Below are 12,066 nucleotides of genomic sequence, written 5' to 3'. Positions count from 1 at the left end.
GAGCGCCGGGATCCAGGCGACGGGTTCCTCGTCGCGCAGGCGGGCGAGGATGGGATCCGGGTCCCGGTCCAGCTCCTCGCCGGTGACGGTTACCGCGAGGCTCATGGGGGCGGATGTCCCGAAGCGTGTCAGAGGTACGGGAGGTATTCCCGCTTCTCCCAGTCCGTGGTGTGGGCGCGGAAGCGCTCCCACTCGCGGCGCTTCACGGTGACGTGCATCTGCACGAACTCCTCCCCGAACGCCTCGACCAGGTCGGCGTCGGCTTCCAGGTCGTCGAGAGCGCGGGCCAGGTCGTCGGCGACGGTGACCCGGGTCTCGGAAGCCTCGAGACAGTCGCTCTTCTCTTCCGGAGGTGGCTCGCGCCCTCGCACGATGCCGAGCCGCGCCGCGAGCAGGGTGGCCGCCACCCCGAGGTGGGGGCCGCAGGCCCCGTCCGCGAGGCGGTGTTCGACCCGCGACCCGGCCCCGCGCTCCAGCGGAATCCGCACCGCGCAGCCGCGGTGGTCGTGGCCCCAGTTGGCCCAGTAGCCGCTCATCTGACCCGGGCGGAGACGCCGGTAGGCGTTCACGGTGGGCGCCACCGCACCGGCGAGCCCGCGGTGGTGTTGGAGCAGGCCGGCCACGGCGGACCAGGCGAGGTTCGAGAGCCCGCTCGCTCCGTCGGGGTCGTCGAACACGTTCTCCCCGTCCTCTTCGAGGCTCAGGTTGACGTGCAGGCCGGAACCGCCGCGGTCGCTGAAGGGCTTGCCGATGAAGGTGAGGTGGTAGCCCCGCTCGGCGGCCACCTCGCGGGCCAGCAGCTTGAAGAGGAACGCCTCGTCGGCAGCGGCGAGGGCGTGGTTCTTGCCGAGCGTCAGCTCGAACTGCCCGTCGTCGTACTCGCTGTGGAAGGACTCGAGCACGATGCCGCAGCGGTCGGCGGCGTTGAGCACCGCCTCCATGACCCCGCCGGGGTCCATCAGCGGCCCCGAGCCGTAGACGTGGGAGCCGGGGGTGTGGACCGGCTGGAAGCCGCCCTCGCCGTCGGGCCGGAGCAGGAACGCCTCCAGCTCGATGCCGACGACCGGACGGCGGCCGTCCGATTCGTGCTCGGCGATGGCGCGCTTGAGGATGCGGCGGGAGGAGCGTTCGAGCGGCTTGCCGTGCTGTTCCAGGTCGGCGACCACCACGCCCGTCCCCTCGCTCCAGCCGGGCCGGATCGCGGCCGGGTCGAAGACGGCGCGCATGTCGGGGAGGCCGTCGAGGAGGCCCGAGTTGGGATAGGCGTCCATCTCGCGGTCGAAGCCCAGGGCGAAGGTGGCGAGGCAGTGCCCGGTCTCGGCGGCGCCCGGGAGCAGGAGCTTGCCGCGGGCGAGGCCGAGGTGGTCGGGCCAGAGCGCCCGGATGCGGCGGTAGGGCTGGTCGGTCACGGCAGGGGTTGTACCACTTGCTTCCGCGGGCGCAGCACGAGCGCCGCGATCGTCCCGCTGACCAGAAAGAAGTAGATCGGATAGATCGCGATCGCGAATTCCCACCGGTCCACCGCCAGCAGGTTGCAGGTATTCCCGGCGATGAAGAGCGCCCAGGCGAGACGGTCTTCCGTGTGCGGCGCCACCCAGGCTTTCCGGATGGTCGGGAGCGCGCCCGCGAAATCGACGCCCAGGGTCGTGACCAGCGCGACGACCGGGGATTCGAAGAGCCACCAGAGCAACAGGCCGGCGCCGGCGCCCATGAGGCAACTGCGGTCGAGCGGAGTCGAGCCGCCCTCACCGTAGCGGATGCTCAGCAGCGCCGTCACCAGGGAGGCGACGAAGTAGCTCACCGCTACCCAGATCGTCGTGTCCGCGCCGGAGAAGTAGTAGCTGGCCAGCAGGACGGCGCCGGTCGTCGTCCAGATCCACCAGGTGGCCCGGTTCGGACGGGTCTCGCCGCGCAGGATCGCCACGATGTAGGGGACGAACGCCACCAGCGACAGGACGCCGGCCACCCACCCGAGCAGAACGGTGGGCGGCGGCATCAATCGGTCCGGGGGAGTCCGCGGGCGGGGCGAGTCCTGTTCATCGAAGTGCCTTCCAAGACTATGCGCCGGGCGCTCCCTTACGCTAGGAGCCTGTGACCTCCCTGCGTCTCGCCTGCATCGCGCTCGGCCTGGCAGCTGCCTGGATGTACCCGGGCTGCCGAATTTCGGACGAAACGCTCGGCACTCCGCTCGGGGTCTCCACCGAACAGTTGGGGGCGCTCTTCGACGAGATCATCGAGAAGACGGAACGCCGGGAGGCGTTTTCGGCGATCAAGGAGACCACACAGTCTTACTCCGCGCTCGCCGAGATGAAGCGCCTGCGATCGGAGTTCGTGGCCGCCGAGACGGAAGAGGAGCTCTTCTACGCCCTCGTGAAGCTCTCGAATGCCCGGCGGGACCGCCATCTCAGCGTCAACCCCGTGGAGGGCGGCCTCGCGGTTCCCGAGACCCCCGAGCTCGCGGCGCCGGTCCTCGTCCTGCCCGACTTCTCGGACCTGGACGATCCGCAGTTCTTCGTCGCGGGAGTCGGCCTGGACCTCCCGTCCCCAAAGCCCGGGGACCTCATCGTGGCGGTGAACGGACGGCCCATTCCCGAGTACGTCGCGGAGTTCACCCAGTGGATCCGGCACTCCACGGCCTACGGCCTCTACTGGCACATGGCGCGGGAAATGCCGCTGACGGTGCGGAACGTCCCGCCCCACCTCTACTCCGAGACGCTGAACCTCGCGCTGGAGAACGCGGCCGGCGACCGGTACGACGTTTCCCTGCCCTATGGGGATCCCGACACGCACGCCGTCGGAACGGAACCGGAATACGACGGGTTCGAGCGGGTGATGGAGCGGGAGAACTTCCACGTCCACGTACGCGCCGGCGAACGGATCGTCCTGCTGCAGTGGTTCGACTTCGAGCGCTCGCTGATCCAGGACGTCATGGACCTGGTCCAACTTGCGGAGCGCGAGGAGCTGCTGGACCACGACCTGATCATCGACGTCCGGGGAAGCAGCGGGGGATCGTTCGGCGCCTACGCGATCCAGCGGCTCGTCAGCCGGCCCTTCCGCACGACCTTCGGGAACGTCCGGCTGAGCGACGCCGGCGAGGCGCTGATCGAAGGGTTCCAGAACCTCGAGGTCGATGAGAACGCCCCCGACATCTTCGGGCTGAACCTGAGCCGGAGCTGGCTGATCGACTGGGCGCGGACCGATGCCGCCGAAGCCATCCGCCGGGGCGACGAGTACACCCCGCCCACGCCGTTCAAGCTGGCCCACCTGCCCCGCGATTCCAGCGGGAGCCTGGAGCCCGCGCCCGTCCACTTCCGGGGGCGCACCGCCATCATCGGCGGGCCGCACGGCGGCTCGCACCTGGACCAGTTCCTCTCCATGTTCGCCGACAATGACCTCGCCGTGGTGGTAGGCATGCCGACCGGGGGCTACAGCAACACCTGGGAGCACGAGGAGGTGCTCACCTTCCCCGGCACGGAGCGACCGGTCGCCGCGTTCATGTGGAACATCGGCCACACCCTCCGTCCGAACACCGAGATCCTGGAGGGCAACCCGGTGGTCCCCGACGTCCATCTCGCTCTCACCCGGGAGAACTTCCGGACGTACGACCGCGAACTCCTGCGACTGGCGATGGACGCTCTCCGGAACCCATGACGGCCCTGCCGAATCGGCTGCGCTCCCTCGACGCCTTCCGGGGGGCGACCATCGCCGGGATGATCCTGGTGAACAACCCGGGGAGCTGGGAGCACGTCTATCCGGCGCTCCTCCACGCCCCGTGGCACGGCTGGACGCCGACCGACCTCATCTTCCCCTTCTTCCTGTTCATCGTGGGGGTGGCGATCCCGTTCTCCCTCGGACGGCGGGGGGAAGCTGGCGCCGACAGAGGGAAGCTGTTCCTCAAGATCCTGCGCCGCAGCGGGATCCTGATCGGGCTCGGGCTCTTCCTGGCCGCCTGGCCGTTTCTCGACCCGGGATCGCTGCGGCTGCCCGGAGTACTGCAGCGCATCGGAGTGGTGTACCTGGTAGCCGGCGCGGCATTCCTGTGGCTGGGCCGGCGCGGGCTCACCGCGCTGACGGCCGTGTGCCTGATCGGTTTCACCGCCGTCATGCGGTTCGTCCCGGCGCCGGGGGGCGTCGCGGGCGACCTCGAACCGGGGACGAACATCGCCGCCTACCTGGACCGCCTCCTGCTCCCCGGAACCCTCTACCAGGGGACCTGGGACCCCGAGGGCGTGCTGTCCACGATCCCGGCCGTCGCGAGCGCGCTGTTCGGGATCTTGTGCGGGCAGTGGCTCCGTTCGGCCGGCCTCCCGTCCCGGCAGACGACCGGCCTGCTCACCGCCGGGTTCTGGCTCCTGACCCTGGGCTGGATCTGGAGCTTCTGGTTGCCCATCAACAAGAACCTCTGGACCAGCTCGTACGTGCTGTTCACGGCCGGAATCGCGCTCTCGCTGCTGTCGGCCTTCGTCCTGATCATGGACGTGGGGAAGCCGCCGCGCTGGACCGCGCCCCTCGAGTCGCTCGGGAAGAACGCCATCCTGGCGTTCGTGGGGTCCGGGCTGGTCATCAAGACCATGCTGCTCTTCCCGGAGCGCGGCGACGGCTCGGCCTACACCTGGACCTACGAGGTCTTCTTCGCCTCCTGGCTGGGTCCCCTGAACGGATCGTTCGGGTTCGCGCTCGCGAACGTGGCCGTGTGGACGGCGATCGCGGTGTTCCTCGACCGGAAACGGATCTACCTCAAGGTCTGATCCTGGCTGGGCGCGGTCGCCGGGTTGCCCGGATCAGGGCGTGGCGCGCGTCCACTTGCTACGAATCGTGATGCTGTCGGCCGCGCCGGGGAAGGTGAGGTCGAACACCTCATCGAAGGTGTCGGCCCCGGTCCTGGTCAGGGTCAGCGTCGCCCGGGCGCCACGCGCGTTCTCCGACGCCTCGAGGACGAAGACGAGGCGGTCCGGCGGGACCGACCCGGAGTCGAGCACGAACGTGTTCACGTACCCCTCGCTGTTGAACTGGCGCAGGATGTACGTGTCGCGGCCGCTGTCGAAGCTGAAGATGGTCCAGTCCTCGTGGTCGTCCCCCTCGGGCAATCCGTCGTGCGGCGGGAAACCGAGCGGTTTCGTCCCAGCAGATACTGGTCCTGGAGCACCAGCTCGTAGGTGCGTTCGCCGCGCCCGTCGCCGAACGTGGCGGATTCCTCCCCCGTCCACGCGCCGACGAAGAACTCGAATGCGGACCAGCGGTCCGGTCCGGCGTCCGGCTGGCCGGCGGCGGACCCGGCGGCGCACGCGAAGAACAACAGATTCAGGATCGTTCTCATGGAAACCTCCGGGGTGACCGCGGTTGACGACTGCGGTCACCTTACGGGGCCGGCCAAGCCCGCGATTGTAAGAATGCGACCGGCTATTCCACGTCGAGTGCCGACACGCGGGCGCTGGCCGCAAACTCGCGCGGGGTCATCCCGGAGAAGGCCCTGAACTCGTGGATGAAGTGGGCCTGATCGTAGAACCCCGCGTCGTAGGCCAGTTCCGTGAGCTGGGGGCACGGCCCGTGCCGGAGACGCTGGCAGGCTCGCAGAAAGCGCGTCAGCCGGGTCAGGTGCTTCGGCGTCATGCCCAGCGCCGTGTCGAACGTGCGCTCGAGATACCGCTGGCTGACGCCCAGCGAACCGGCGACGTGGCGGATGCGCAGCGGCGCGCGGGTTCGCCACAGCGGACGGACGAGCCGCGAGACGTCCTGTTTCCGGTGCATGTCGAGACGACGCCGGAGGAACGACTGGAGCGCGGCGATCCGGTCCTCGTCGGTCGCCGCCGCGGCGATCCGCTCCTCCAGCTCGCGGACGTCGGCGCGGCGCCACACCTCGTCCGCAGGGGTGCTCCGGTCCGCGAGATCGCGCATCGGAACACCGAGAAACTGGTGCGCCCCCCAGGGCTGAAAACGCACCGCGACAAACCCGCCGGCGCCGGCCGGCTGGATCTCAAGGTATCGGCGGGTCTGGGAGACCAGGAGGCCGACGGGCTGGCCGGCGGCGTCCGCGCCGGCGAACCGCATCGTGAACGGCACGCGGTAGTGGAAGATCGCCTCGCAGACCCCGTCCGCCACGATCCGTTCCGGCCCGCCGAACAGCGCCGGCCCGTCACACTCGAGCAGCCAGATCAGCCGGACGTATGGGGCGAGCGCCTCGTCAACGGGGAACTCGCGGTACCGGATCGGCACGGCGCGGCATCGTAAGCCAGTCCAGCGTCAGCGTCCACATCCAGCGGCGACGCCGCCCTCGGACCCGTCTGTTGCGGCGGCCGACGACGACGGGGTACTTTCCGAGACAGGGCATTGGTGGTCGTGGTACTCCTCGCAGCGGGCTGGATGACCACGGCTGCGCCGGCGACCAAGGAGCCCGCGACTTTGACCCGGGACGTCGCTCCGGTCCTCTTCGAGCACCGCATCGCGCGCCACCGCGAGGGCGGGATCGCTCCCTTCGGCCTCGAGACTTCCGGGCGCGGTCCGCTGCACAGGTCGCCGGGGTTCGCGCTGCCAGAGCGGCCGTGCTGACCGCCATCACAGTGGTTCCGGACCAGCGGCGGATCGGCCTCAAGGTCTGACCGCCGGGATCTCCCATGCCGACGGGCCGCGTCACCTTCCTCGGATGGCTGGCGATGGCCGCGTGCGGGGACGGTCCGGCGCCGCCTCCGGGCAGCGATGCGCTCAACCGGGACGGCGTCTCCATCTTCCGCGATGTCTCCACCGAAGCGGGACTCGATTTCGCGCACCGGAGCGGAGCGGCCGGGACCTCTGCCTGCCCGAGATCATGGGAAGCGGGGGCGCCCTCGTGGACTACGACAAGGACGGGGACCTCGACATCTACCTGGTGCAGAGTGGCTCCCTCGAATCGGGGGAAGGGGCGGAAAACCGCCTGTACCGGAACGGCCTGCTTCCGGACGCGGGGAGCGGGACGCCGCCGTTCGAGGACGTGACCGCCGGCGCCGGAGTCGGCCACCGGGGATACGGCATGGGGGTCGCCACCGGCGACTTCAACAACGACGGTTTCCTCGACCTGTTCGTGACGAATTTCGGCCGGAACGCGCTCTACCGGAACGAGGGCGACGGCACTTTCGACGAGGTGGGCAGCGCCGCCGGCGTGGATGACGACCGCTGGGGAACGAGCGCGGCATTCCTCGATTTCGATCTCGACGGGTATCTCGATCTCTTCGTCGTCAACTACGTGGATTTCCGGGTCAGCGAGAACCCGGTGTGCCGTCCCACCGGCGAGCGGGACTACTGCCATCCCCGCAATTTCGACCCGCAGGTGGACATCCTGTATCGCAACCGCGGCGATGGAACCTTCGCTGACGTCACCAGCGCGGCGGGCATCGAGCGGGCCTACGGAAGCGGACTCGGAGTCGCAGTGATGGATTTCGACGGGGACGGCTGGCTCGACCTCTACGTCGCGAACGACGGAAACGAGAACCAGCTCTGGCGGAACCGCGGGAACGGCACGTTCGAAGACGTGGCGCTATTCGCCGGAGTGGCGCTCAACGGCGACGGCGCGGCCGAAGCCGGGATGGGAATCGCTGTGGACGACTTCGACCGGGACGGCGATCCCGACATCTTCGTGACCCATCTTCGCGACGAGACCAACACCCTGTACGAAAACCAGGGGAATGGCCTGTTCGAGGACACGACCTTCCCGCGGGGACTCGGATATCCGAGCCTTGCCGCAACGGCGTTCGGGGTGGGGTGGCTCGACTTCGACAACGACGGATTCTCGGACCTGTTCGTGGCCAATGGGTCCGTAGCCCTTGGGCTGCCGGAGCGGAGCGGGGTCTCCCGCTATGCCGAGCCGAACCAGCTCTTCCGCGGGGACGGCGGCCGGTTCGAAGCGGTTTCGATGGGTTCCGGCCCGGCTGCCGGGCTCATCGAAGTGAGCCGCGGCACCGCGTTCGGCGATGTGGACGGCGACGGCGGCGTGGACGTGCTGATCTCCAACAACGACGGACCGGCCCAGCTGCTCCTGAACCAGGTGGGAGCCGGCCGCCGGTGGATCGCGCTGAAGCTGAAGCGCATCCGGGGTGAAACGCTCGGGTACGGCGCCCAGGTCACGCTCGTTCGGCAGCGGGGGGAGCGGGTGCGCAAGCTGGTGGGCAGCGACGGGAGCTACGCCAGCGCAAGCGATCCCCGCATCCACTTCGGACTCGACGCGGACACGGAGGTATCCGGAGTGGAGGTGACCTGGCCCGGCGGCGTCACGGAGTTCTTCGGTGACGTGGCGGTGGATCGCGAGAACGAACTCGTCGAAGGCACGGGCTCTCGCGGGTAACGGTGCGATGAAGGTCCGGATTCTCGTGGCGCTTGCGGCCTGCCTCGCCTGGCAGGGCTGCCGGGAGGGACCGGGCGAGCGTTCCGGTCCCGCCGTAACCGACGAGCAACTGGCATCGCTCGAGCCCTCGGCTCGAACCGCGCTCGAGTCCGCCCGGGAGGCGCTCCAGAGGCGCAGTGAGGATCCCGAGGCACACGGTCGCCTCGCCATGCTGCTCCACGCCTACGGTTTCCTGGACGCGGCCGCGTCCTCGTACGGGAACGCCCAGGCGCTCGCCCCCGACAACGCCCGCTGGCACCGGCTCGACGCGCACCGCGCGGCCGAGGCGGGAGATGAGACCGGAGCGCTCGCGAAGGCACGGCGGGCGGTCGCCGCCGATGCCGGGTCCGTCGCGGCCCGCACCACGCTCGCGGAGCTCGAGTTGCGGCGCGGCCGCCTCGAAGAATCCCGGACCCACTTCCAGGCCGCCCTGGAAGGAAGCCCGGACGACTTCACGGCGCTCCGCGGCATGGCGACGCTCGCCTTCCGCAGCGGGGACAACGCGAACGCCGCGACGTTCGCGGAGCGGGCCCTGGCGGTGGCCCCCGACGACCCGAACCTGCACTACACGGCGGCCCTCGCCTTCGAACGGTTGGGAGCGAGCGAGCCCGGGAACATCTGGCCGCGGCGCGGCCCGGCGCGGCGCCCCGCGATCGAACCGGCGCCGGAGATCCTCGCCCTTCGCGGCGAGGGTGCGCGCGCGGCCCTCGCGGCGGGCACGGAACTCCTCGAACGAGGCCGTTACGAAGAGGCGACCCGGGCCCTGACGAAAGCAGCGGACAGCGACCCCGGATCCGCCGACGCGCAGAACGCCCTCGGTGCGGCACTCGAACAAGCGGGCCATCCCGAGGACGCGCGGCTTCGCTACGAGCGCGCCGTGGCGCTGGAACCGGACCTCGCGGTGGCGAGGCTGAATCTCGGAGTCCTGCTCGGCCGCCTCGGAGACATGGACGGAGCGGTGCACCACCTCGAAGCGGCGGCGCGGCTCGATCCGGGACAGGCGGACGCGCACGTCGCTCTCGGCGTCGCACTGGAAGCGAAGGGCCGCACCGCCGAAGCCGCGGCGGCGTTCCGGAATGCGGTGGCGCGCGACCCGGCCGCGGCAACGGCCCACCTTCGGCTCGGAGTGCTGTTGGGCGAGGCCGGCTAAGTCGAGGACGCCCTTTCCCATCTCCGGGAAGCGAGCGCGCTGGCGCCGGAGTCGGGAGAAGCGCACCACTACCTGTCGGTGGCTCTCCTCCGGCTCGGCAACACCGCGGCGGCGCTGGAGCAGGAACGCCGCGCCATCGCGCTCGCGGAAGCGGCCGGAGACGCCGACCTGCTCGGGACCGCCCGGTACACCCTGGGATTGCTGCTTCGGGAATCCGGAGAATTGACCGAGGCTCTGGAGAACCTCGAAGCGGCGCGAGCCAGGTTCCCCGAAAACACAGACCTTCTCGCCGAACTCGCCCACACCCACCATCTCGCGGGCGGCCACCCCGCCGCGATCGAGGTCCAGACACAGGTCGTGGCCGCGCGGCCCGCAGATGCGGAGGCGCACTACCGTCTGGGGGTCTTCTTCGCGGCCGGCGGCGATCGGGCGGCCGCGCGCCGCTCCTTCGAAGCGAGCCTGCGCGTCCGGCCCGGGTTCGCTCCCGCCGTGGAGGCGCTGGAGCGGCTCGACCGCGATCGCTGAACTACGGCTGCTGCGCCCGGATACGGGCGAGGCGTTCCGCGATGGCCGGCTGGTTCGGTTCGAGCCCGAGCGAACGCTCGAAGGCCGCGCCGGCCCGTTCGAGGTCGCCGGACTGCTCGTGCGCTTCGCCCAGCGCGTTCAGCAACACGGCGCCCGGGGGGCGGAGCGACGCGGCCCGCTCGAGATAGCGCGCAGCGTCCGCGAAACGCTGCTCGAAGTAGTGGGCGAACCCCAGCCCGGCGACGACTTCGTACTGGTCTCCGTGTTCGGCCTCGAGCGGCGTCAGGAGCTCCAGGACGCGGTCCGCACTCTCCGTTCTCAGGTACAGGCTGGCGAGTCTCCAGCGCGCCATGGGGAGGTCGGGATTGGCCGCGACCGCGCGCTCGTACTCCGCGCGAGCCGCCTCGACCCGCCCCAACGCGAGCAGTTGATTTCCGCGGGTCACGGCGCCCACGCCCGGGGCCGCGATAGCCGCACCGCTGCGGTGGACGTAGCTCGCACGCGGCAAGACCCGCGGGATGAGCTGGAACTCACTGTCACGGGCCGCCGCCACCGTCCCCCGCGCATCCCGGAGTTCGACACGAAACCAATGCGATCCGGTCTCCAGACCCGTGAGGTCGAACGCCGCATGGCCCCCTCCGTCCTCGAAGTTGCCGGCCGGCAGCTCGCGTTCGCGCAGCGTTTCCCCACCCTTGCCGAGCGTCATCCGGACCGTCGAGCCGCTCTCCGCCCGCCCCACCTGCACCCCGGCCGTCAGGGAGTCACCGAGGGAGAAGAGATGGCCGGCGGCGGGCCGAAACCGGTGGCGTCCATGCGAAAACGCCCCTTGTCGCCCGTCTTCCCCCAACTCCACGTCGAACACGAGCACGGGGTCGCTCACCACTGGACCGCCCCCACGAGACTCCGGAACGGAAACCGCCGCCTCGGCGACCGTGAACCGCGTCATCACCCGGTTCCGGAGGACGACGCTCGCGTCGAAGTCGCCCGGCACGAGGGGGAAACTGCCCTGGAAGGCAAAGGGCGAGGCCTGCGCCGCTTCCATCTGCGTGGCGGAGAGTTCCACGATCAGTTCCCGGTCTTCGGTATGCACGAGGCTGCCCGCCGGGTCGCGGACCTCAACGCTGAGGTCCATGATCGTGTAGAAGCGGGACTTCGCTTCATCGCTCTGGAGCGCCATGTCCTGAGGATCCAGCTCGACCGAGTAGTGGATGAGCGCGCTGGCGTCGGGCGCGAGCAGCGTCCGAAAGACGCTCCGGTTCGGAACGAAGTTGAACGAATAGTCGGCGCTGACGCGATCGCCATACCGGCGGGCGGCGTCGAGATAGTCGGTGCGGACGCGGCGCCGCGGCGCTTCCACGATCCGGTCCAGCAGGATGTCGGTCCCGAGCGACGCCCGGCCGGAGACGAGATCGCCGGGATCGCTCGGGTCCAGGGAGAGCGACGCCCGGCCGAGTTCCGGAGAGATGTCGCCCAGCGTGAGGACGATCCGTGCCGGGTCCGTCGTGTCCAGCGAGGCGTAACGGCCGCGCAGCAGGCTTCGCGGTCCATCGAGCGCCGGGTGGTAGAGCCGGTATTCGCCGATGCCAGGTAGAAGAACGACGGCAACCCCACCCCGGGCTCGCTCTGGTAGAACCAGAGTTCGGTCGAAACGATCTCGTTGAGGCCGTCGAAACGCTGCCGCTCCCGGGGCTCGCCCAGCAGGATGAACATTCGGCCGCGGTCCGTCATCCAGCCGGGACGGGTGGTGTCGTCCGCGAGCGAGAGGTTCGCGAAGGCGAGACGCCGGTAGTGCTCCTCTTCGGCCTCGTTCACCGGGCTCGCCGGGTCCGGGTCCCGCTTCCGCCAGAACGCTTCGATGAAGCGCTGGCGCTCTTCGAACGTCGGGAGCGCCAGGAAGAACTCCCGCTCCGCGTCGGTGACGATGTAAGCGACTTCCTCTTCCACCCAGGCGCGATGTTCTGGGGTCAGGCGTGCAAGCCGTTCCTCCTCGGTCTGCGCCGCCACGGGCGCCGCGAGCCCGGCCGCCAGCAGCGAACCCGCC

11 protein-coding genes are annotated in these 12,066 nt (G+C 69.9%); 5 read left to right on the top strand and 6 right to left on the bottom strand.

The genetic code is table 11. The features are described 5' to 3' along the window. Positions 1–128: 128 nt before the first annotated feature. Together J4G12_10185 and J4G12_10180 are read right to left on the bottom strand one after the other, a co-directional pair. Positions 129–1,409, bottom strand: a complete 1,281-nt coding sequence (locus tag J4G12_10185) for a glutamine synthetase (protein ID MCE2456159.1) — start codon at positions 1,407–1,409, stop codon at positions 129–131. Beyond that, on the bottom strand, positions 1,406–1,996 hold the full coding sequence (locus J4G12_10180) for a hypothetical protein (protein MCE2456158.1): 591 nt from the start codon (positions 1,994–1,996) through the stop codon (positions 1,406–1,408). Before J4G12_10180 ends, J4G12_10185 begins: the two co-directional genes overlap by 4 nt. 95 nt (positions 1,997–2,091) lie before the next feature. Between J4G12_10180 and J4G12_10175 the strand changes: the two genes are divergently transcribed. Further along, positions 2,092–3,651, top strand: a complete 1,560-nt coding sequence (locus J4G12_10175; protein MCE2456157.1) for a hypothetical protein — start codon at positions 2,092–2,094, stop codon at positions 3,649–3,651. Further along, positions 3,648–4,748 carry a DUF5009 domain-containing protein gene (locus tag J4G12_10170; protein ID MCE2456156.1) on the top strand — a complete coding sequence of 367 codons (1,101 nt, stop codon included), beginning with the start codon at positions 3,648–3,650 and terminating at the stop codon, positions 4,746–4,748. The genes J4G12_10175 and J4G12_10170 overlap by 4 nt, the downstream gene beginning before the upstream one ends. 33 nt (positions 4,749–4,781) lie before the next feature. On the opposite strand, the gene J4G12_10165 is transcribed toward J4G12_10170, so the two are convergent. Together J4G12_10165 and J4G12_10160 are read right to left on the bottom strand one after the other, a co-directional pair. Further along, on the bottom strand, positions 4,782–5,087 hold the full coding sequence (locus J4G12_10165) for a hypothetical protein (protein ID MCE2456155.1): 306 nt from the start codon (positions 5,085–5,087) through the stop codon (positions 4,782–4,784). Between the two features lie 313 nt (positions 5,088–5,400). Next, on the bottom strand, positions 5,401–6,213 hold the full coding sequence (locus J4G12_10160; protein ID MCE2456154.1) for a helix-turn-helix transcriptional regulator: 813 nt from the start codon (positions 6,211–6,213) through the stop codon (positions 5,401–5,403). A gap of 589 nt (positions 6,214–6,802) precedes the next feature. On the opposite strand from J4G12_10160, the gene J4G12_10155 reads away from it, so the two are divergent. The 3 genes from J4G12_10155 (at position 6,803) to J4G12_10145 (ending at position 10,025) form a co-directional block, all read left to right on the top strand. After that, entirely contained in the window at positions 6,803–8,311 is a 1,509-nt protein-coding gene (locus tag J4G12_10155; protein ID MCE2456153.1) for a CRTAC1 family protein, read from the top strand. Between the two features lie 7 nt (positions 8,312–8,318). Next, complete coding sequence (locus J4G12_10150) at positions 8,319–9,500, top strand: tetratricopeptide repeat protein (protein ID MCE2456152.1); 1,182 nt, start codon at positions 8,319–8,321, stop codon at positions 9,498–9,500. Positions 9,501–9,578: 78 nt separating this feature from the next. Then, positions 9,579–10,025, top strand: coding sequence for a tetratricopeptide repeat protein (locus J4G12_10145; protein ID MCE2456151.1), 447 nt, complete (start codon positions 9,579–9,581; stop codon positions 10,023–10,025). A gap of 1 nt (position 10,026) precedes the next feature. On the opposite strand, the gene J4G12_10140 is transcribed toward J4G12_10145, so the two are convergent. Both J4G12_10140 and J4G12_10135 read right to left on the bottom strand, forming a co-directional pair. Further along, entirely contained in the window at positions 10,027–11,157 is a 1,131-nt protein-coding gene (locus J4G12_10140; GenBank protein ID MCE2456150.1) for a tetratricopeptide repeat protein, read from the bottom strand. Then, positions 11,091–12,066, bottom strand: a 976-nt coding sequence (locus J4G12_10135) for a GWxTD domain-containing protein (protein ID MCE2456149.1), incomplete at its 5' end; no start/stop codon positions are given. The genes J4G12_10140 and J4G12_10135, both read right to left, overlap by 67 nt.

The organism is Gemmatimonadota bacterium (assembly GCA_021295815.1).
In the GTDB taxonomy this organism is placed as follows: Bacteria; Gemmatimonadota; Gemmatimonadetes; order Longimicrobiales; family Gaopeijiaceae; genus JAGWBQ01.
Note: the sequence above shows the minus strand (reverse complement) of the source record. Positions and strands in the feature narration are given on the sequence as shown.

Coding starts and splice junctions, on each gene's coding strand:
- J4G12_10180 (MCE2456158.1), bottom strand. CDS start 1,996: ATGCCGCCGCCCACCGTTCTGCTCGGGTGGGTGGCCGGCGTCCTGTCG.
- J4G12_10170 (MCE2456156.1), top strand. CDS start 3,648: ATGACGGCCCTGCCGAATCGGCTGCGCTCCCTCGACGCCTTCCGGGGG.
- J4G12_10155 (MCE2456153.1), top strand. CDS start 6,803: ATGGGAAGCGGGGGCGCCCTCGTGGACTACGACAAGGACGGGGACCTC.
- J4G12_10150 (MCE2456152.1), top strand. CDS start 8,319: ATGAAGGTCCGGATTCTCGTGGCGCTTGCGGCCTGCCTCGCCTGGCAG.
- J4G12_10140 (MCE2456150.1), bottom strand. CDS start 11,157: ATGGACCTCAGCGTTGAGGTCCGCGACCCGGCGGGCAGCCTCGTGCAT.